This window comes from Paraburkholderia caledonica NBRC 102488, from assembly GCF_000685095.1.
In the GTDB taxonomy this organism is placed as follows: Bacteria; Pseudomonadota; Gammaproteobacteria; order Burkholderiales; family Burkholderiaceae; genus Paraburkholderia; species Paraburkholderia caledonica.
The window spans coordinates 605,711-626,369 of sequence record NZ_BAYE01000001.1; the positions used below are offsets into that span (position 1 = coordinate 605,711).

Below are 20,659 nucleotides of genomic sequence, written 5' to 3' on the forward strand. Positions count from 1 at the left end.
AAGGGCGCGGATCGCTGCAAACGATCCGCGCCCTTCCCTTTCTTTTTCTTCGACAACCTCGCTCTGACGTGACGAGCCCGCGCGGCTCCGCGAGAGCCGCGCTGCCGCAAAATTCCTATGACGACGCCGTCACGTCAGCGAGCTTTACCGCTTTGGCCGTCACGGAAGACGCCGTAGCGACGTTGCGCAAATCGCCGAGGAAGGTATCGCGCCAGACAGACAGGTTGTTCTCGCGCATCGGCGCCATCATGTCCGCATGGCGAGCCTGGCGCTCGGCGAGCGGCATCGAGAGCGCACGTTCCAGCGCTTCGGCCATTTGCGAGAGATCGAACGGATTGACGACCAGTGCACCCGGCAGTTGCTCGGCCGCGCCGGCGAATTGCGAGAGCACCAGCACGCCCGGATCGGCCGGATCTTGCGACGCGACATATTCCTTTGCGACGAGGTTCATGCCGTCGCGCAGCGGCGTCACGTAGCCGACCTGCGATTGACGGAAAAGCGCCATCAGCAGATTGCGTTCGTACTTGCGGTTCAGGTACTGGATCGGCGTCCAGTCGAGTTGCGCAAAGCGGCCATTGATACGCCCCGCCTCGCCTTCCAACGTCTGACGAATTCGCTGATAGGTCTGAACGTCCGCGCGCGTCGGCGGTGCGATCTGCACGAGCGACACACGCCCGTGCCATCCCGGCGCATTCAGCAGCAGGCGCTCGAACGCCTGAAAGCGTTCGACCAGACCCTTCGAATAATCGAGGCGATCGACACTCATGATCAGCTTGCGGCCGCGCATGCCGTCGCGCAGGCTGCGCACCGGCTTGCGGTCGGTGAACTGCTCGGCGGCCTTGGCGATCGCGTCCGGATAGATACCGATCGGATACGCACCCACCTTGAGGAAACGGTTGTAGGCGTGAACCATGCCGTCTTCACTCGACGTGCCATGATGGCCACGCTCGATGAAATCGACGAACGACTGGCGATCCGCCTCCGTCTGAAAGCCGATCACGTCGTAGCTGCACATTGCCTTCACGAGTTCTTCATGCGGCGGGATCGTGCGTAACACCTCGGGGACCGGAAACGGAATGTGCAGGAAGAAGCCAATCGGGTTCTTCACACCGAGATCGCGCAGGCAGCGCGCAAACGGCAACAAGTGGTAGTCGTGAACCCAGATAATGTCGTCAGGCCTCAGAAGCTCCTTGAGCTGCTTGGCGAGCGTCGCATTGACGCGCTGATAGCCCGCATATTCCTGGCGGTCGTAACGCGACAGGTCATTGCGATAGTGAAACGTCGGCCACAGCGTCGCATTCGAAAAGCCGCGGTAATACTGGTCGTAGTCACGCTTGGTCAGGCCAACGGTCGCATAGGTCACGTTGCCTTGCTTCTCGATTAGCGGCGGGGACGGCTCGCTCACCGTCTCACCGCTCCAGCCGAACCAGACTCCGCCGGTTTCCTTCAACGCATCCAGCACGCCGATCGCCAGGCCGCCCGCTGCGGGCCGCCCTTCCTGGGTCGGCGCAACACGATTCGATACCACGATCAGTCTGCTCATTGGTGCTCCACCTAGTTCAGTTGTTTCGTTGCATACGGACATGTGCCAAAAAGGTGCATGCAAGTCGCGTGCCGTTTTTGCGAAAGCGGAGGACAAAAAATGTATGCAAATGTGACGGGCGAGCAAAAACCCGCAGCACAGGAACGCCGCGAAGAACTTCCTTCCGTTTCCTACGACGAACTGGCGAACGCCTTTCTCGCGCGATCATTTCCTGGGCAGAGAGCCTCACGCGTCCTGCTCGGAGCCTAAGTCGCGCTGGTAGTCGAGGCCTTCCGGGCGGACGCCGCCCTGGTTGTACTCCCCGTCAGGTGGTGCGTGCGGCGCGACGCGATTCTGTGCGGACGGATCGTGGTGGGTCGTCTGAGGGGCGGGTGCGGCCAATGGATCGGGCGCTGGTGCGGGGGACGACTCAGTAGAAAGCGGCGGACCATTCTTCGTCGCCGGGGGACGGCCATCGCGCTTGGAATGGCGCGCCGAACGCCGCAGTGCTGGATGTCTCATGATCGATGCCTCCGGGCAAAGCCGCGCCGCCCAAGCAGTGGCGGCATCTACAAGTTTCGAAACGACGCCGTAACCGCCGGTAAAACGTGCGCCGCATTTGTAACATGTACACAAGTTTGCGGCGCGTGGCTAGGGCTCAACCTGCAGGCCATGTCAGAGTTGCAGAGAGATTGGCGGGCACCGACTGGCTTGCGGAGTTTGCGTGGGCTGCGGCGGCGGGTCGCCGATCGGCGGCTCTACCGGTTCGATCGGCTGAGGACTCGGGTCGGGCACAGTGTCGGGCTCGCCCGGCGTGGGCGGCGCCGAAGGCGGCTCGATCGGCTCCGGACGATGTGCATGCTTTTGAAGCGGCGACGCGGGAGCGGCAACGTGTTCCGGCATGTCAGTGATCCTCGTTATGCGTTCTACCGAAACGCAGCAAGGGCTGTGCCGTTACCGAAGCGCTCCCGGACAAAGCGGGGCGATTGAACGCTAGGCGTCCGCGCCGCCGAGCGCGCGCGATTCGTCGGCGGAATCGCCTTCTTCACGTGCGTCGTTGCCGTATTCCACGAGGCGGTTATACAGCGTCTTCAGGCTGATACCGAGAATCTCCGCAGCGCGCGTCTTCACGCCGCCGCACTGCTCGAGCGTGGCCAGAATCAGTTGACGATCCGCTTCTGCGAGCGACGTGCCGAACGGGATGGTGATCGCCGTACCGGCCGCCGGCTTCGACAGCGTGATCTGCAGCGGCACGGTGGCCGTGCTGTCCGAATCCGAGCCCGACATGATGTGCGCGCGCTGCACGTAGTTCTTCAGTTCGCGCACATTGCCCGGCCACGGGTACGACAACAACATTTCCTTCACTGCGGGCGGAAAATGTTTGCGCGTGCCGTGACGCTCGTTGAGCTCGTCGAGAAACGCCTGGGCCAGCAACTCCACGTCTTTGCCCCGGTCGCGCAGCGGCGGCAAACTGATCGGAAACACGTTCAGCCGATGGTAAAGGTCGAGCCGCAGCTTGCCTTCCAGCACCGCCTGCTCCGGATCGCGGTTGGTCGCGGCGATCAGGCGCACGTCCGTTTCGATTTCCTTTGTCGTGCCCACACGCATGAACATGCCCGTTTCGAGCACGCGCAAGAGCTTGACCTGCAGCTCGATCGGCATCTCCGTGATTTCGTCGAGGAACAGCGTGCCGCCGTTCGCGCGCTCGAAATAGCCTTTGTGCTGACGGTCGGCGCCGGTGAACGAGCCGCGCTCGTGACCGAACATTTCCGATTCGATCAGATTCGGCGAGATCGCGCCGCAGTTCACGGCGAGAAACGCATGCTTGCGACGCAAGCTCAGTTCGTGCAGCGTCTGTGCGGCCACTTCCTTGCCGGTGCCCGATTCGCCGACCAGCATGACCGAAGCCGCCGTGGGCGCGACGCGGCCGATCTGGTCGTAGACCTCCTGCATTGCCGGCGAATTGCCGAGCATCAAACCAAAGCGGCCCATGCGACGCAGTTCGCCGCGCAAAGTGCCGATTTCCGCCTTCAGGTCGCCGGCACGCGGCAGCCGCGAAAGAATCGCCTTCACGCGCTGCATGTTGATCGGCTTGACCAGGTAGTCGGTGGCGCCCATTTTCAGCGCGTTCACCGCCGACTCCACCGTGGCGTGGCCCGTGATCACGATCACTTCCACGCCGGAGCGCGGATCGAGATCTTCGAACAAGTCGACCCCGCTGCCGTCCGGCAGCTTCAGGTCGGTAAAGACAACGTCCGGCATTTGCCGGACGAGTTGAATGCGCGCTTCGCGCAAATCGCCCGCGGTGGCGGTGGTCAATCCGTCTTCCCCGATGATGGCGGAAAGCGCCTCGCGGGTACCTGCGTCGTCATCGACAATCAGTACATGTGGCATCGCGTCTCGAAAGCCTGCAAGCGTGGGAGAAGAGCATGCGGCGGGGCATGCTAAAAAGGGCGACGACCCTCGCGCGGGCGGCGGCTAATGTGTCTCGATGTGAGCGCACGCCAACCTGCATCAAGCACGAGACCGCCGATTCCATTCAATATTGCAACAATACACGCAGAAAGCAGGACGTGATCGGCACTATTGTTCTGTATTTACCTATTATAAGGCTTTACTGAGACAAATTAACAGTACCGCCAGGGCGTCGCATCCCAGGGATTGCATGCGGCGCCCTGGCGAAAAGCAAGCTTAGCTGCTGTGCGGGAACGGCCACGCGTCGGGATGTGCGGAGCCGTTTGCTCCATGAGCGCCCGGGCTCGTGCTCGCCGCCAGAGCCGCGCCAGGCGCGGACGACGACGGCGCGGTAACGGCGCCACCCTCGCCTTCCCAGCGGTGCAACTCACGTCCAGTCGCTCCCTGCGCAGCACGGTTTCGCTGGACATAGCGGACCGCGAGGAAGCCGCCGAGCGCCATCAGCGCGCCGAAGATACCAATTTTGGGTCGAGCCATCGTGAACTCCTTGTGGTCGTTGAATGGAGAAAGGTGGCGGCGGCTCATCGTGCCGCCGGTCACTGTCGATAAATCGCCAGGCGGTAGCCGGAATGTGAAAGCGCGGCAGTTTCGCCCTGCGCCGGTCCCAGCGAGCGCTCCGCGGCCAGGATCGGCCGTGTTGAGCTGAAAGTCAGCCAAGAATCAGCTGATAATCGGCCGTCATTCAGCCGATGCCTCGCCAATGAGCCGGCCGTTAGCGCGCAGTCAGGACGCCGAGTACAAAGCCCACGCCCGCTGCAATGGCGACCGAACTCCACGGGTTTTGCCGCACGTAACGTTCCGTGTTGACGGTCGCTGAGCGATAGCGTCGCTGAGCGTTATCCTGCGCATCGCCAAGTGCGGATTGCAGCGTTTCCACGTGGGTACCCAGTTTCTGACGCAATGCGCCTACGCCCTCACCCGGCACATTGGCGGCGAGTCGCAGCATTTCTTCCGAGTCCTTGAGCAGCACCCGCAGATCCTCGACGATCTTCTGGCCGCCGAGTGCAAGCTGTTGCGTCGTGTCAGTCATCGTTCTCACTCCTCGTCTAGGGTCAGCGTTCGCGCGCCGCGGTGTTAGCGGCGAAAGCGCACGCGTGTCGGGAGGAAGGCGCAAACCCTGTGCCCGGTAACTTTAGCGAACACGCCAACACGCAGCATTCAACCCTGGCACTTTCGACCGACTTGCGGCCACAGCTCGTCGATAGCTGACACATAGATTGCAGGAAGCGCCGTCGAAGTGGTTAAATCGACTTTTGTGAGATACGACTTTAAGAGCTGTCTCGTTCCTAGGCCTGCGCGCCGCAACAACGAACCTCATTTGCACAGGACTTCCCCGTTTATGGCGTCAATCGATGTGGACTCGCCCACTGTGTCCGCCGGCGGCAGCGCTTCCGCTCAGGCGAAGCAGCGCGTCACGGACGGCATCGCGGGACTGAAATCGTACGGCCTGCTTTACGGCTCGTCGCCGGTGATGCTCGACTTGTACGAGCAGATCGAGCGCGTCGCGAGCACGGACGCAACCGCGCTGATCATCGGCGAATCGGGCACCGGCAAGGAGCTGATCGCCCGCACGATTCACGATCAAAGCAGCCGCAAGGACGCGCCCTTCGTCGCCGTCAACTGCGGTGCGATTCCCGACGAACTGATCGAGGCCGAACTTTTCGGCCATGAAAAAGGCAGCTTCACCGGCGCGGTTCAAGGGCGCATCGGCTACTTTGAGCATGCGAACGGCGGCACGCTGTTCCTCGACGAAGTCACCGAAATGGCGCCTGTGCGTCAGGTGAAACTTTTGCGCGCGCTCGAGACGGGCACGTTCTATCGCGTGGGCGGCAACGAGCTGATCAGCGGCAACGTGCGCGTGATCGCCGCTACCAACCGCGACCCCGCCGTGGCCGTCAAGGAAAACGGCCTGCGCGAAGACCTGATGTACCGGCTGGCGGTTTTCCCATTGCGCGCGCCGCCGCTGCGCGAACGCGAAAACGACCGCGAACTGCTCGCCCAGCACTTCCTCGCGCAACTCAATCAGCAGGAAGGCACCAGCAAGAGCTTCAGCAAACGCTCAATCGAAACGCTGCGCACATGGTCGTGGCCGGGCAACGTGCGCGAGTTGAAGAACGCGGTGTACCGCGCGTTTATCCTCGCTGAGAAAACGGTCGAGTTGCCGCATCCGCATCTTGCGTCGAAGGTAAAGCGGCCAGTCACGCAAGGCGACGCGATGAGCGTATGGATCGGCACGCCGCTCGCCGATGCTCAGAAGCAGATCATTCTCGGCACGCTGAAGTACTGCGGCGGCGACAAGCGGCGCGCGGCAAAAGCGCTCGGCGTCAGCCTGAAGACGCTTTATAACCGCTTGAGCGCGTACGGCGACGAAGGCTCGGAAGAAGATACCGAGCACTAGCCGCGTCTGCGGAGAACTCCCTCCCGCGATCAGTTCGCACCACCAATCGAACCGGCCTGTCATTGAACAGAATCCGGTTTGAGCCGCACCATCTTTTGCAATTTCTTGCACTTTTCTGCTGCCATTTACAAAACGCATCCTGCAAAATGCAGCAGCCCATTTTTCGTCGATGGGAAGAGGCGCTGCTTGTTCGGGGGCGGCCTCTGCACGCGAACATGCAAGAAAAGTAGAGACAGGGAATGCGAAAGAAAATGGTGTGGGCCGAGTGGTTGAAGCCGCGCTTGAAAACCCGCCTGGAACGATCGACAGCGCGCCGACGGCCTGATGCCGCCGTGCTGGCCGTATTGGCGGTGGCGGTCTCGTCGGCGCTGAGCGGCTGCAGTTCGCTCTATACCGAAGGTGCCACGGCCGGCGCGGGTATCGCCGGCGCCGCGATTGCGGCGCAGGTTACCAATAACGCCGCCGTTGCCACCGGCATAGGTCTAGGCGCAGTGGCCGCCGCGAGAGCCGGCGTGCAGTACTCGGAGCGGGTGGTCCACCGAAACACCCAGGACGGCATCGCGAAGATCGCCGGGCCGCTCGAAGTCGGCGCCGTCGCACCATGGAGCGTCACGCACTCCGTTCCGATCGAAGACGACGAGCACGGCCGCGTCACCGTCAGCCGCACGATTAGCGCGGGCACGCTCGACTGCAAGGAAATCGTCTTTTCGGTCGATCACATCGCCACTAAGAACGTGCCTGCAAGCAGCGCGTTTTACGTCGCGTCCATCTGCCGCGACGGCGAAAACTGGAAATGGGCTTCGGCCGAGCCCGCCACCGAACGCTGGGATGCACTGCAATGACGGCGCATGCGCCTGCGACTGGAAAGCCGCTGCGTCGCCTGAGCCTGACGGCGGTTGCAGCCGCGCTATGTGTCAGCGCGACTCTGCTCACGAGCGGTTGCTCGTCGATCGGCGCGGCAAGCGGCGCCGCCGCCGGTGTCGCGTCGGGTCTCGTCACGTCGAATCCGGCGGTCGGCATCGGTGTGGGTATCGCCGTGCAAGCCGCAACGGACGAGGCCGTGGGCCGCTACATGCGCGGCATGCACACCGACCAGCAGAATCTGATCGCGGCATTGGCAGGTGCAATGCCCGTCGGCGAAACGCGGCCCTGGTCGGTCAAGCACACGCTGCCCATCGAAAACGGTCACGGCGAGGTGCGCGTCACGCGCGCGTTCGGGTCAGCGCTCGCGCTTTGCAAGGAATTCGTGTTCTCGGTGCGGGACGGCGACGGTCCGGGCGCACACGAAGACTGGTACACCGCCAGCGCGTGCCAGCAGGACAAGGGCTGGAAATGGGCTTCTGCAGAACCAGCCGTCGAACGTTGGGGCAATTTGCAGTAGACCGGACGCGTCAGCAAACATTGCGCTGTTCACACGGCAGAACGAAAAACGGCAGGGTCTCCCCTGCCGTTTTCAATGAGCGACGCGCAGAAGCGCCGTCGCGCTCACGACTCCACGTCTTCCAGACTGAAGATTTCGGTCTGGTCGTTGTACGAGAAAATCTCGCCGTAACGGCCCCAGTTGATGACCGCGTCGAGCGTTTCCTCGGCGGCGCTGTCGGACAGAAAATCCTCGAGTTCCTGCTCGAAGCGCACGCGTGGGGCGCGGTGCCCCGGCCGTTCGTTCAACACCTTCTTGATTCGCGCGGCGAGCGGCACATGCCGCAACAGATGCTCGGCGAACATCATCTTGCGTTCCTGCGTGCCGAACTCCGCGAACACGCGTGCGGGCGGCGTCAGGAAAATATCGCCTTCGCGCACGTCGGCGAAACCGAGGTGTTGAAGCACTTCGGCCACCGGGAACAGATCGTCCACCTCCAGATGCAGCGAGCGTGCGATTTCCGGCATGTCCGCGCGGCCGTGATAGGGCGCCGCGGCCAGCGTCTCGATCAGACCAGCCATCAGGTTGGTCGACACGTGCGGCAACCAGCTGTGCAACTCCAGCCCCTTCCGGGTTTTTTCGTCCGTCTGACGCGCGGTCATCTTGGCGTAGATTTCGTCGACCAGACGGCGGAACGCCGGGTCGAGACGATTGCGCGGATGCTTGAACGGCACCTTGATCTCGGCAATCACCCGGCCCGGATTCGACGACAACACCAGAATCCGGTCACACATGAACACGGCTTCCTCGATGTTGTGAGTAACGATCAACACTGCCTTGATCGGCATGCGGCCCTGCGTCCACAAATCGAGCAGGTCGGTACGCAGCGTTTCGGCGGTCAGCACGTCGAGCGCGGAGAACGGTTCGTCCATCAGCAGCAGCGTGGGATCGACCACCAGCGCCCGCGCGAAGCCGACGCGCTGGCGCATGCCGCCCGACAACTCGCGTGGATACGCGTTCTCGAAACCGTCGAGGCCGATCAGGTCGATCGCCGCGAGCGCGCGTTCGCGCCGCTCGCGCGCGGCCACGCCTTGCGCCTCCAGCCCGGCTTCCACGTTTTGCAACACGGTCAGCCACGGGAACAGCGCGAATGTCTGAAATACCATGGCGACGCCCTTCGCGGGACCGTCGAGCGGCTTGCCCATATAGGTGACTTCGCCGTCGGTCGGCTCGATCAGACCGGCGATGATGCGCAGCAACGTCGACTTGCCCGAGCCCGAACGCCCGAGAAGACCCACGATCTCGCCTTCACGCAGCGACAGGTTCGCGTCGTCGAGAACGAGTAGTTCGCCCTGCGACTTGTTGAAACCGCGGCACACGTCCTTGACACGCAGGATCTCTTCGCCGAGGCGCGGCGGCTTCGGCGGCGTCTGGATCGGCGCGGCGGTCATAGCAGCTTTAGGATTTTGCATCGCGATATGCCTTCAATTCTCAAGAAACGCCGGGCCGCCCGAGCTTTGCACGGCCCCGTTGTGGGCCCGGCGCGAGCGGCAAAGTGGGCGCGCTTAGTCCAGCCGAAGCTTGGCTTCGGCGTACGCGTACATCGGACGCCACAGCAGGCGGTTGAAGAGCGTCACGAACAGGGACATCACCGCAATACCCACGATGATCTTCGGATAGTCGCCCGCAGCCGTGGACTGCGCGATATAGGCGCCGAGCCCGTGCGCCGCAACCTTCGTGTCGCCCCACTGCACGAATTCCGCGACGATGCTCGCGTTCCACGCGCCGCCCGACGCGGTGATCGCGCCCGTCACGTAGTACGGGAAAATGCCCGGCAACATGGCCTGACGCCACCATTGCCAGCCACGAATGTGGAAATTCTTCGCCGCTTCCCGATAGTCGTTCGGATACGAGGTCGCGCCGGCAATCACGTTGAACAGGATATACCACTGGGTGCCGAGCACGATCAGCGGCGACAGCCAGATGTCCGGGTTCAGGTTGAAGCGAACGATTACGATCACGAAAACCGGAAACAGCAGATTGGCCGGAAACGCGGCAAGAAACTGCGCGAGCGGCTGAATCTTCTCGGCGAGCGCCGGCCGCAAGCCGATCAGCACGCCGACCGGCACCCAGATCACCGACGCGATGGCGATCAGCAGCACCACCCGCAACAGTGTGATGAGGCCGAGCATGAAAACGTGGCCGACTTCGTCGAGCGAAACGCCCGTGCGCACGTAAATGAAGACGCGATACACGACATAGACAGTGCCGATCAGGACCAGCGCCGCCCACACGATGTCGCCAAGGCGCGAGCTCTTCTGCATCTGCGGGATCTGGAAGCGCGGCCTTTGCAAAGCGGGCAGCCGGAACGGCACGCGCGCGGCCTTGGCGAACATCCAGCCGAGCGGCACGAGCAAGCGGTGAATCAGGCGTGTGCGGCGGATCAGATCGAGCAGCCACGATTCCGGGGCGTCGCCCGAACTCGTGGTCTCCATACGGAATTTGTCCGCCCATGCGACGAGCGGTCGGAACAGCAACTGGTCATACGCGAGAATCACGACGGTCATCGCGAGAATCACCCAGCCGATCGCGTGCAGATTCTTGACGACGATCGCCTGCGCGAGATAGGCGCCGATGCCTGGCAGCGTGATCGTGTTGTTGCCGACGGTGATGGCCTCGGAGGCGACCACGAAGAACCAGCCGCCGGACATCGACATCATCATGTTCCAGATGAGACCGGGCATCGAGAACGGCACTTCGAGCTTCCAGAAACGCTGCCATGAAGTGAGGTGAAAGCCCCGCGAGACTTCGTCGAGATCGCGCGGCACCGTGCGAAGCGACTGATAGAAGCTGAACGTCATGTTCCACGCCTGGCTCGTGAAGATCGCGAAGATCGCCGCGAGTTCGGCGCCCAGCACGCGGCCCGGAAACAGCGCGAGAAAGAACGTGACCGTAAACGATATGTAGCCGAGGACCGGCACCGACTGCAGGATGTCGAGAATCGGCACCAGCACGAGACCCGCCCGGCGGCTCTTCGCGGCAAGCGTGCCGTAGACCAGCGTGAATACCAGCGACGCGACCATCGCCGCGAGCATGCGCAATGTCGTGCGCATTGCATACTCGGGCAGGTTCGCGGGGTCGAGCGAGATCGCCTGGGTCTTCAGCGTGGACATCGGCGCGAGCGTCTCGTGAAAGCCGATCGCCGCCATTGCGATGATGCAGATGATCAGCGGAAAGGCCACGAAGTCCCAGCGATTGGGCAGCACCCGCCATGCCGACGCATTGGCGGTGCGCTTCAGGTTGAAGCTGAAATCCATCAGACCCACTCCTCACTCATACAGGCGAACAAACGCGCGAACGAGGCCGCGACTTCGGCGCGGCGGTCTGACGATCGGTCCGGAAAGCGGAAATCAGGCATGGCAAAACGCGTGTGCGCGGTAAATCGTTAGCGTTGGTGACACGTGGACCAGCGACGGAAGTGCTCACGGGTAAGCCGCCCCGCAACCCCCAACCGTCAAGCCAGAATCCTGTCGCCGCAGGCGCCGCCCGTAGGCTGGCGAGCTTTCCTTTGTTTTGGACGGCACGACACTACACCATCCTATGTTTCAGGCACAACCTTTGAAGGCAAATCGCGACAACTTATAGCGGCCGTCTGACAACAGCCCGGCAATGACCTGACAGCGGCCTTCCGCCGAGAGCAAGCAGCCGTGCCGTGAGCCTCTTTTATGAGCAACCTCACGACCATTGATCGAAAGGCCGGTCAAGCTCATTGATGCCGAAATTGCGGAATTACGCTTCGCACTGTCGCGCGGGGCATCAAGAAACCGGCCGGACTGCCGTTAAGAACCTGATGGGTGAAGCCCATGCGATCTCATGCCTCAATAACGGTGGCGTCTGGCCCCATCACGGTTAGAATCCACAAAGATGCACTGCGTTGGTGGTTTATCCCGAACACCAGCGACGGCGCACAAACGGCCGTTCCCACAATCGCGAAACGCGGGGCGAAACAGCGCCGCGGCGCTGCCACGAATAGCAAGTTGCATGTCTAAGCCAGACGGATCAGAGGGTCGATGAACAGGACAACCTTGCGCCAGGCAACCGGCCCGATCGTCTTCGTGCTGATCTTACTGGCTTGCTGGTTCGCGGCCGGCATGGTCGCGGACCGGATGGTACAGCAAGAACTTGCCGCGACCTTGCACGCCCAGCGCCAGATGTCGGCCTCCATCGTCGACAACATGGCGGAGGTGATAGCAAGCGACCTCGCGATGTCGCGGGCCATTCCTGCAACCATGGCCGAAATGGACGTGGTTCAGAACGCATTGGTGCAATCCCGGAATTATGCCGCGAACGGCGAGACGACGGAACCCGGCCTGCGCGCCGCGTTGCTAAAAGACCCGCGGATGACCGCCGTGAGCACCTTCCTGCACCGCGCGCAGGGCTTCTCCGGGCTCGATCAGGTGTGGCTCGTGAATGCCAATGGCATTTGCGTGGCCGCGAGCGATGTCCTCACCGATACGCCGCGCAGGTCCTTCGTCGGCGTCGACATGCGCGTCCGGGCTTACCTTAGGAGCGCCCTGCTCGGCGCGTTCTCGGAAGCGTATGGCGTGGGCCGCACGAGTGGCGAGCCCGGCATCTTCATCGCCGTGCCGGTCTATGCGGACGGAGAACTCACAGGTGCAGTCGTCGCCAAGGTGGGGATCGCGCGGCTGCGCCACTGGGTCGCCCATGCCGGGACCTTCGTCGCCGACGGTAACGGCGTCATCATCATGGCGCACGACAGCAAGCTCGAAGGCCACACACTGCCGGACTCCCCAGTGACGAAGATGCGCACAGCGGACCGCAAGCTGACCTATCGCCGCGACACATTCCCGGATATCCAGATACACGTGGACACGCAGGTGCGCGAGGCAGCGCCGTGGGTGTCGGCCGCTGTAGCGGAACAGCTGTTCGCTTCGGCCGGGCAGCCGGGACCGTCGCTGTATCAGACTCGCGGCGGTCTGAACTCGGGGCTGTCGGCGCATCTCGTCGAGCCGCTACCCGCCTGGCCCGAACTGCTGCGCAACCATAAGCGCGATCATCTGCTGGTATTCCTGACGCTGGCCGGCACCGTGGCGCTTGCGTGGGTAATTACCGTCTCGTACGTGCGCGAGCGGCGTCACCATCGGGCCACGCGCGATCTTGCCGAACAGTTGCAATCGGCCAATACACTGCTGTCGGCCGAGGCGCGTCATGACGCATTGACCGGCGCGCTGTCGCGCCGCTATTTCCTCGACTTGCTGCGCCATGAAATCGACCGTGCGCATCTGGGCAATCAGCCACTGTGCATGGCTATTGCGGACCTCGATCACTTCAAGCAGATCAACGACCGCTTCGGCCATGCTGCCGGCGATCGCGCGCTCGAACATTTTGTCGACACGTGCCGGGCGGAACTGCGCGGCGCCGATGCGATCGGCCGGCTCGGCGGGGAGGAGTTCGGGTTGCTGCTGCCGGCCACCGATCTTGCCGGCGGCCGCGAAGTGGTCGAACGCTTGCGCCTGCGGCTGAAGGCCGTACCGTCGGCGAAGCTGCCCGCCTCGGTCACGCTCAGCGTAAGCATCGGCATCACCGAACTTTCCGTTGACGACCTCCCAGAACGGATCATGAGCCGCGCCGACACAGCGCTCTACGCCGCGAAGACCGGCGGCCGCGACCGCACCGAAGCACTGCCGCCCGACGACACCGCGCCGTCCGCGCGCACGGTGGCCAACATCTGGTAACCGTGCCTCCGCTGTCTGACGCAACGCACGCCGAAGCACCGGGCTTCCCGCAAGCAAGCAGGTATGATCGACACTGACCTTGGTTGTCGCTACCGCTTTAACGGGAGATTCGCATGAAGGGAAATCTGGTCATCGTTTGCCGCGATCAGGATGCTGACGCGTTCGACCATCTGCTGGCCGAATACGGCGCGTTTCAGACGCGCCTGTCGTCCACCGCCTGGTATCTGAAGCTGGATGTCGCGCCGGAGGTCATTCAGGAAGAAATCCTCGCGCGCCTCGGCAAGTACACGACGCACTATATTTTCGAAGCCGAAACCGTGACCTGGAATACGGTGGATAGCGAAGCGGCGAATGCGCTGAACACGCTCTTCTCCGACTAGCGCGGCGCTTTGCACAACTCGATGCCGCGTTCCGGTTCCGCACCCACGTTCCTCGCGACGGCTTGAAAAGTGGCCCGAGCAGCGGGCATCGTGCCAAGGGCGCGGGCAACAGAACAGCAGCGAAAGACAGGGCGCACGGCCGCGCCTCTGATCACATCACCAGACGCTTTCCGAGGCCGTCTTCACCTGAGGCACCGCGGAAAACGGGAAGCTCATCAAGACCCGCAAGCCACGGCCGCCGTGGTTGCCTATCTCCCACTCTCCGCCCGCGCGCCGAACCAGCCGCTCGACGATGGCGAGCCCCAAACCACTGTGGCCGTTGCCGCCGCGCGCCGGATCGAGCCGCACGAAAGGCCGGCTTGCATTGACGAGATCCTGCGCGGCAATGCCTTTGCCGTTGTCGCTCACCGACAGCGTGAAACCTTCCGCGGTGCGTGCAGTGGCAACCACGACCGGCGGCGCGCCATAGGCGTGGGCGTTGTCGAGCAGGTTGGACAGAATTCTGTCGAGCGTCGCGGCGGGAAGGCGGAAACCAGGACCCGCCCGCAGGTCGGTTTCCACGGTCGGCGCGCCCGAGGCCACTGCGCGATAACTGCGCACGACCCGTTCGCATTGCGCGTCGACTTCGACCGGCTCGCTGCGGTCGGCGCCGTCGTGCGCGAACACCAGGAACTGCTCGACGATGTGCGTCATGGAATCGACATCGCGCACGACGCCGTCGCGCATCTTGGCTTCGTCCATCATTTCAGCACGCAGCCGCAAGCGCGCGAGCGGCGTCTTCAGATCGTGAGCGACACCCGCGAGCATCACCGCGCGGTCGTTCTCGGTACGCGCGACTTCCTGAACCATCTGATTGAAGCCGTGCGTCAATTGCCTCAACTCGCGCGGTCCGCGCTCGGGCACGGGCGGCACCGGCAGGCCACGGCCGAACCGCGCGACCGCCTGGGCGAGCGAGCGCAGAGGCTGCTGCAGCGCCCATGCGGCGAAGAGTGCCGCCATGACCGCGAACGAGAAGATCATGACGAGCCACAACACGGTGCGGTCGAGCGAACGCGGCGGTCGCAGCGGCTGAACCGGCACGACGATCCAGCTGCGGTCGGCGGTTCCGCGCACCCACAGGGTGGGCGGGCCGCCCGGCAAGCCGGCGCGCACCTGCGTGCCGGACGGCATGCGGTCGCGCACGTCTTCGATAAAACGTTCCAGCGGCGGCGGCATGTTCGGGGATTCCGGCGGCACCTCGGGGCTCGCCGGATCGACCAGTTTCACCCGCGAGGGCAACGGCTGGTCGGGGTTGCGGACCACGTGCTGACGCACCGCGTCGACGAGGAAAGTGGCTTCTTCGACGGCGTAACGCGCTTGCAGCTGGTTGCGCTCAAGGCGCATGAGGGCGTACCACGCGAAATGCGACAGCAGCAACACCGCGACGACCAGCAATGCCAGCCGCCCGAACAGCGAATCAATGGGCCGGCGCATGCTGTTCGCCGTCCGGCACGAACACGTAGCCCCGCCCGCGCACTGTCTGGATGAAGCGCGGCGTGGACGGGTCCGTTTCGAGGATGCGCCGCAGACGCCACACCTGCACGTCGATGCCGCGGTCGGTGCCGTCGTACTCGGGACCGTGCAGCAACTCCAGCAGACGCTCGCGCGTCAGCGTGCGCATGGGGTGGTTCACGAAGATTTTCAGTAACGCGAACTCGCTGCCGGACAGCGTAAGCGGCTTGTCCTCCAGATGCAGTGTGCGCGACTGGAAGTCCAGCGTGAAACGGCCAAAGCTGAACGGCTCGCGCTGCTCGGGCGCAGCCGCCGACGGCAGCGTGCGGCGACGGCGCAAGACTGCCTGCACGCGCGCAAGCAGTTCGCGCGGATTGAACGGCTTGCCGAGGTAGTCGTCAGCACCGAGTTCCAACCCGACGATCCGGTCGACGTCGTCAGCGCGCGCGGTCAGCATGATGACGGGAATGTCGTCGCCCGACGCGCGCAGCTTGCGCAACGCCGTGAGCCCGTCGACACCCGGCATCATCAGGTCGAGCACGATCAGATCGGGACGCTCGCGCTCGAGCCTGCGTTCGAGCGAGCCCGCGTCGTGCAGCACCGACACTTCGATACCCTGGCGGGCCAGATAGTCGCGCAGAAGATCGCGCAATTCGACGTCGTCGTCGACAACAAGTATTTGAGTAGCCATGGAATGAAGTTTAACGCGCGACAGGAACGGTTTTCGATTTCAAGCAGGCCTCAAGGGTTACCGGGTGTTACCGTGAAAGCTGCACGTAATGGCCCGTAACAGCGGCACCAGGGCGCGTAACACAGCGGCCGATGCAGTTCTCTACGCTGTGTCTTACCGAATGCAGGCCGTCAAACGTGATCGGATGCATCGTCGGCTATTCCATTACAAGGAGCATGACATGTCCACCAGAAAAATCTCGCGCGCCCTCGCCGTTGCCGCCACCGCTCTCGCCATCGGCGCGGGCGCAGCCTATGCGGCTCAACCCGCTCACGAGGCCCACGGCGGTCCCGGCGGATGGCATGGGCACTTCATGAAGGAACTCACGCAACTTCATGACCAGTTGAAGCTGAACGCGGATCAGGAAAAGCAGTGGCAAGCCGCGCTCGACACCATGAAGCAGAGCCACGAGGCGATGCGTGCGAACCACGAGCAGATGAAGGATCAGTTCAAGTCCGCGCAGCAGCAGCCGATTCTCGACCTGAACGCAATGGCCACCGCTCATCAGCAGATCGAGCAGAAAGACGCACAGTTGCGCCAGCAAACCACCGACGCCTGGCTCAAGTTCTACAACGGCTTGAATGACCAGCAGAAGACCACCGTCAGCACCGCGCTGAAGCAGCGCTTTGCGAAGATGGAATCGCGTCACGAAAAGATGCGCGAGCGCTGGCAGCATCATCAGCAGGGTGCGGCATCGGCGCCTGCTGCAAATCAGTAAGCCACGCCAGTAAGCCACGCGCGACCGCGCAGCCAATGCGCGGCTCGATAAACGAAGGCCACTCGCGTGGTCGCCTTCAAAAAAAAACGCCACGGAGCTTCTCCGTGGCGTTCTTTCCGTGTCTTCTCGGCTTCTATTAGCGTGATCCCGGCGAGCGCTCGCGCTTGCGAGGTCGTTGCGCGCTCAACCAGTTGCGCCAGGACCGCCTGCAGCCAACGCTCTTTAGCCTTGGAGCCGGCCGAGGTCGAACAGCAGCACTTCGGCGTTATGCCCTTTTTCCAGCTTCACCGTATCTATTTGGCTGAGCTTGGCCGCGTCGCCCGCTTGAAGCGCCTCGCCGTTCACCGTCAACGAGCCGCGTGCCACGTGCACATAGGCAAGCCGTCCTTCGGGCAGCGTCAACGTGGCCTGCTCGGTGCCGTCGATCAGCGCGGCGTAGATCGACGCGTCCGCGTGGATCGTCACCGAGCCGTCGCGGCCGTCGGGCGAGGCGACAACACGGAGCCGGCCACGCTTGTCGGCGGCCTCGAAGTGCTTCTCTTCGTAACCCGGCTGATCGCCCGCGCGCCGCGGAATCACCCAGATCTGCAGCAGATGCGCCTCTTCGTCCTGCGATGCGTTGAACTCGCTGTGCATGACGCCGGTGCCGGCGCTCATGCGCTGCACGTCGCCCGGACGGATCGTGGAGCCGTTGCCCATGCTGTCGCGATGCGCAAGCGCCCCTTCGAGCACGTAGGTCACGATCTCCATATCGCGGTGTCCGTGTGTGCCAAAGCCCTGGCCACCCGCTATGCGGTCTTCGTTGATCACGCGCAGCGGGCCGAAATGGACATGCTGCGGGTCGCGATAGTCGGCAAACGAGAAGCTGTGATACGAGTCGAGCCAGCCGTGGTTGGCGTGGCCGCGTTCGTCGGAGCGGCGAATTTCGATCATGAGGTACTCCCTGTCAAATCTGGCGATGGCCAGAATGTATGGGCTGTGCGCCCGCCGCACAATCGGCGCGAATGCACCGGATCGTTTCGCAAATCCGCGTAATCGCGCGAGGCCGAGGCTGATCTCGCCTAGCTGAACCCGCCTACGCGTCGCGCATACACAACGCGTCCGCCGCCGCGCCCGTCCGACCGGCATTGCGCACTGGCGCCGCGCCCCTGTTCGGGTAAAATACCGCGCTTTTCATCGTACATGGTGGCCGCAAAGGCGCCTGAACGCCGAGACGCCGCGCCGGGGACTCATAGCGGCGCGACAATTTTGGCCGCCTAGAATAGCGCGGCCGGCCACAAGCCGGCGTTCGTCGGGATCGGACACCACGACGATCAGTTTGACCCAGGAGAAACATGAAGAAGCTCGCACTGTGCGTAGCGCTCGCAGTTATGGCCACCGGCGCCATGGCAAAAGAATGGAAAACCGTACGCATCGGGGTCGACGCCAGCTATCCGCCGTTCGAATCGAAGGCGGCCAGCGGCCAGGTCGTCGGATTCGACGTCGATCTGACCAAAGCGCTGTGCGCAAGAATGAACGCGAAGTGCGTATGGGTCGAGCAGGATTTCGACGGCATCATCCCGGCACTGAAGGGCAAGAAGTTCGACGCGATCGTGTCGTCGCTGACCGTCACCGACAAGCGCCGCGAGCAGATTGATTTCTCCGACAAGGTGTTCGACGCGCCCGCTCGCATGATCGCCAAAACCGGCTCGCCGCTCCTGCCCACCGCTGAATCGCTGAAGGGCAAGCGCATCGGCGTCGAACAGGGCACGACCCAGGAAGCCTACGCCAAGGCCTATTGGGAGCCGAAAGGCGTGACCGTCGTGCCGTATCAGAATCAGGATCAGGTCTACGCCGATCTCACCTCCGGCCGGCTCGACGCCGCGCTGCAGGACGAGATCCAGGCCGACGCCGGTTTCCTGAAGACGCCGCGCGGTAAAGGCTTCGCGTGGGCCGGTCCGGAAGTGAAGGATCCGAAAACCATCGGCGAAGGCACGGCCATCGGTCTGCGCAAGGAAGACGCCGATCTGCGGACCATGTTCAATCGGGCCCTCGCACAGGTTCATCAGGACGGCACGTTCACGAAGCTCGAAAAGCAGTACTTCGACTTCGAGATCTATCCTGGACATTGATCGGACACTGGGCACGGTTCACAGCCGGGCCATCGCTTCAGGCACTTCGCCTGCTCGCGCGAGACGCGGGCACCATGGAACTCGGGGCTCGCCCGCATGGGCTTCCCCCGGGCTTCGTAATACAGTCGGTCTAGTTTCAAAGAGAGTCGAAAAGCGCGCTGCAAGATCGCCAACGGTCATGCAGTCATGATTTGCACAGCGGTACGCTGTGCGCCGCGGATCACAGCGAGCGAAGCTCGCGGTACATGCGGTGCAGAGCCGGCCGCGTCTTTCGCGGTGTGTCGCAAACGCATCGTCAAGGACCCGATATGTTCCTTCAAGGCTACGGCCCGCTGCTTCTCAACGGCACCTGGCAGACCGTCAAACTGGCGGTGTTGTCCCTGGCGCTCGCTTTCTTGCTGGGCCTCGTCGGCGCGGCGGCGAAACTGTCGAAGAACCGCTTCTCGCACGGTGCCGGCACGGTTTACACCACGCTCGTGCGCGGCGTGCCCGACCTCGTGCTGATGCTGCTGCTCTTCTACAGCATCCAGATCTGGCTAAACAATCTGACCGACCTGCTCGGCTGGGATCAGATCGACATCGACCCGTTCGTGGCCGGCGTCGCGGTTCTCGGCTTCATCTACGGCGCGTACTTCACCGAGACGTTCCGCGGTGCGTTCCTCGCCGTGCCGCGCGGCCAGCTCGAAGCGGGTGCGGCTTACGGCATGACGAGCTGGCAGGTGTTCTCGCGCATCATGTTCCCGCAAATGATGCGCTTCGCGCTGCCCGGCATCGGCAACAACTGGCAGGTGATGGTCAAAGCCACCGCGCTCGTGTCGATCATCGGCCTCGCGGATGTGGTCAAGGCTTCGCAGGACGCGGGCAAAGGCACCTTGCGGTTTTTCTTCTTCACCCTGTTCGCGGGGGCGATCTATCTCGTCATCACCACAGTGTCCAACTTCGTACTGATGTACCTCGAAAAGCGTTACTCAACCGGCGTGCGAAAGGCGGATCTATGATCGAGATCATTCAGGAATACTGGCGCAACTATCTTTATACCGACGGCTACCGCTTCACCGGCCTCGCGATCACGCTGTGGCTGCTCGTGGTGTCGATCGGCCTCGGTTTCTGCCTGTCGATTCCGCTCGCCGTGGCGCGCGTGTCGAAGAAGAAATGGCTCTCCACTCTCGTGTGGCTCTACACGTACATCTTTCGCGGCACGCCGCTCTACGTGCAGCTACTGCTTTGCTACACGGGCTTGTATAGCCTCGAGATCGTCCGCAATCACGAGCTGACCAACGCGTTTTTCCGCGAAGGCATGAACTGCACGCTGCTCGCGTTCACGCTGAATACTTGCGCCTACACCACCGAGATTTTCGCCGGCGCCATCAAGGCTACGCCGTATGGCGAAATCGAAGCGGCACGCGCTTACGGCATGTCGTCGTTCACTCTGTACCGGCGCGTGATTCTGCCGTCGGCGCTGCGCCGCGCGCTGCCGTATTACAGCAACGAAGTCATCCTGATGCTGCACGCTACGACCGTCGCATTCACCGCGACCGTGCCGGACATTCTCAAGATCGCGCGTGACGTCAACTCTGCGACGTATCAGTCGTTCAATGCGTTCGGTATTGCCGCCCTGCTCTATTTGTGCATTTCTTTCGCGCTGGTGTGGCTGTTCCGCCGCGCCGAGCGCCGCTGGCTCGCCTACCTGCGGCCGCAAGGCAAGTAACCGGCGCATT

At 63.0% G+C, this 20,659-nt stretch carries 20 protein-coding genes; 9 read left to right on the forward strand and 11 right to left on the reverse strand.

What is annotated here, in order from left to right:
- Positions 1-115: 115 nt before the first annotated feature.
- The 6 genes from otsA to BCA01S_RS02815 form a co-directional block, all read right to left on the reverse strand.
- A complete protein-coding gene (gene otsA, locus BCA01S_RS02795) occupies positions 116-1,543 on the reverse strand; it encodes an alpha,alpha-trehalose-phosphate synthase (UDP-forming) (RefSeq protein ID WP_020065274.1) in 1,428 nt (475 codons plus the stop codon).
- Positions 1,544-1,768: 225 nt separating this feature from the next.
- Positions 1,769-2,044: a hypothetical protein gene (locus BCA01S_RS38870; RefSeq protein ID WP_084166735.1), complete on the reverse strand. Its 276-nt coding sequence runs from the start codon at positions 2,042-2,044 to the stop codon at positions 1,769-1,771.
- 153 nt (positions 2,045-2,197) lie between these two features.
- Entirely contained in the window at positions 2,198-2,425 is a 228-nt protein-coding gene (locus BCA01S_RS02800; RefSeq protein WP_027775611.1) for a hypothetical protein, read from the reverse strand.
- 90 nt (positions 2,426-2,515) lie between these two features.
- On the reverse strand, positions 2,516-3,916 hold the full coding sequence (locus tag BCA01S_RS02805; protein ID WP_027775612.1) for a sigma-54-dependent transcriptional regulator: 1,401 nt from the start codon (positions 3,914-3,916) through the stop codon (positions 2,516-2,518).
- A gap of 297 nt (positions 3,917-4,213) precedes the next feature.
- Positions 4,214-4,474, reverse strand: coding sequence for a hypothetical protein (locus BCA01S_RS02810; RefSeq protein WP_027775613.1), 261 nt, complete (start codon positions 4,472-4,474; stop codon positions 4,214-4,216).
- Positions 4,475-4,709: 235 nt separating this feature from the next.
- Complete coding sequence (locus tag BCA01S_RS02815; protein WP_020065268.1) at positions 4,710-5,027, reverse strand: ElaB/YgaM/YqjD family protein; 318 nt, start codon at positions 5,025-5,027, stop codon at positions 4,710-4,712.
- Positions 5,028-5,336: 309 nt separating this feature from the next.
- On the opposite strand from BCA01S_RS02815, the gene BCA01S_RS02820 reads away from it, so the two are divergent.
- From BCA01S_RS02820 to BCA01S_RS02830, 3 genes are all read left to right on the forward strand, one after another.
- The gene (locus BCA01S_RS02820) at positions 5,337-6,395 is read left to right on the forward strand and encodes a sigma-54 interaction domain-containing protein (RefSeq protein WP_027775614.1); all 1,059 of its coding nucleotides are present in this window, start codon (positions 5,337-5,339) and stop codon (positions 6,393-6,395) included.
- Positions 6,396-6,634: 239 nt separating this feature from the next.
- The gene (locus BCA01S_RS02825; RefSeq protein ID WP_027775615.1) at positions 6,635-7,237 is read left to right on the forward strand and encodes a hypothetical protein; all 603 of its coding nucleotides are present in this window, start codon (positions 6,635-6,637) and stop codon (positions 7,235-7,237) included.
- On the forward strand, positions 7,234-7,776 hold the full coding sequence (locus BCA01S_RS02830) for a hypothetical protein (RefSeq protein ID WP_027775616.1): 543 nt from the start codon (positions 7,234-7,236) through the stop codon (positions 7,774-7,776). Before BCA01S_RS02825 ends, BCA01S_RS02830 begins: the two co-directional genes overlap by 4 nt.
- Before the next feature lie 104 nt (positions 7,777-7,880).
- On the opposite strand, the gene BCA01S_RS02835 is transcribed toward BCA01S_RS02830, so the two are convergent.
- Positions 7,881-9,227, reverse strand: coding sequence for an ABC transporter ATP-binding protein (locus BCA01S_RS02835; protein WP_013338552.1), 1,347 nt, complete (start codon positions 9,225-9,227; stop codon positions 7,881-7,883).
- Positions 9,228-9,320: 93 nt separating this feature from the next.
- Positions 9,321-11,072, reverse strand: coding sequence for an ABC transporter permease (locus BCA01S_RS02840; protein WP_027775617.1), 1,752 nt, complete (start codon positions 11,070-11,072; stop codon positions 9,321-9,323).
- A gap of 753 nt (positions 11,073-11,825) precedes the next feature.
- Between BCA01S_RS02840 and BCA01S_RS02845 the strand changes: the two genes are divergently transcribed.
- Together BCA01S_RS02845 and BCA01S_RS02850 are read left to right on the forward strand one after the other, a co-directional pair.
- A complete protein-coding gene (locus tag BCA01S_RS02845) occupies positions 11,826-13,511 on the forward strand; it encodes a sensor domain-containing diguanylate cyclase (protein WP_027775618.1) in 1,686 nt (561 codons plus the stop codon).
- 113 nt (positions 13,512-13,624) lie between these two features.
- Entirely contained in the window at positions 13,625-13,891 is a 267-nt protein-coding gene (locus tag BCA01S_RS02850; protein WP_020065259.1) for a double-stranded DNA-specific endonuclease, read from the forward strand.
- A 156-nt stretch (positions 13,892-14,047) separates the two neighbouring features.
- Here BCA01S_RS02850 and BCA01S_RS02855 read toward each other — a convergent pair whose 3' ends face one another.
- Both BCA01S_RS02855 and BCA01S_RS02860 read right to left on the reverse strand, forming a co-directional pair.
- Positions 14,048-15,364 carry an ATP-binding protein gene (locus BCA01S_RS02855; RefSeq protein WP_027775619.1) on the reverse strand — a complete coding sequence of 439 codons (1,317 nt, stop codon included), beginning with the start codon at positions 15,362-15,364 and terminating at the stop codon, positions 14,048-14,050.
- The gene (locus tag BCA01S_RS02860) at positions 15,348-16,073 is read right to left on the reverse strand and encodes a response regulator (protein ID WP_013338547.1); all 726 of its coding nucleotides are present in this window, start codon (positions 16,071-16,073) and stop codon (positions 15,348-15,350) included. The genes BCA01S_RS02855 and BCA01S_RS02860 overlap by 17 nt, the downstream gene beginning before the upstream one ends.
- A 220-nt stretch (positions 16,074-16,293) precedes the next feature.
- Here BCA01S_RS02860 and BCA01S_RS02865 point away from each other — a divergent pair, with 220 nt between their 5' ends.
- Complete coding sequence (locus tag BCA01S_RS02865; RefSeq protein WP_027775620.1) at positions 16,294-16,830, forward strand: Spy/CpxP family protein refolding chaperone; 537 nt, start codon at positions 16,294-16,296, stop codon at positions 16,828-16,830.
- Between the two features lie 222 nt (positions 16,831-17,052).
- On the opposite strand, the gene BCA01S_RS02870 is transcribed toward BCA01S_RS02865, so the two are convergent.
- Entirely contained in the window at positions 17,053-17,763 is a 711-nt protein-coding gene (locus BCA01S_RS02870; protein WP_027775621.1) for a pirin family protein, read from the reverse strand.
- 401 nt (positions 17,764-18,164) lie between these two features.
- Here BCA01S_RS02870 and BCA01S_RS02875 point away from each other — a divergent pair, with 401 nt between their 5' ends.
- From BCA01S_RS02875 to BCA01S_RS02890, 3 genes are all read left to right on the forward strand, one after another.
- Positions 18,165-18,941, forward strand: coding sequence for an ABC transporter substrate-binding protein (locus BCA01S_RS02875; protein ID WP_027775622.1), 777 nt, complete (start codon positions 18,165-18,167; stop codon positions 18,939-18,941).
- Positions 18,942-19,249: 308 nt separating this feature from the next.
- The gene (locus BCA01S_RS02885) at positions 19,250-19,939 is read left to right on the forward strand and encodes an ABC transporter permease (RefSeq protein WP_020065253.1); all 690 of its coding nucleotides are present in this window, start codon (positions 19,250-19,252) and stop codon (positions 19,937-19,939) included.
- Entirely contained in the window at positions 19,936-20,649 is a 714-nt protein-coding gene (locus BCA01S_RS02890) for an ABC transporter permease (RefSeq protein ID WP_020065252.1), read from the forward strand. Before BCA01S_RS02885 ends, BCA01S_RS02890 begins: the two co-directional genes overlap by 4 nt.
- Positions 20,650-20,659: the final 10 nt, after the last annotated feature.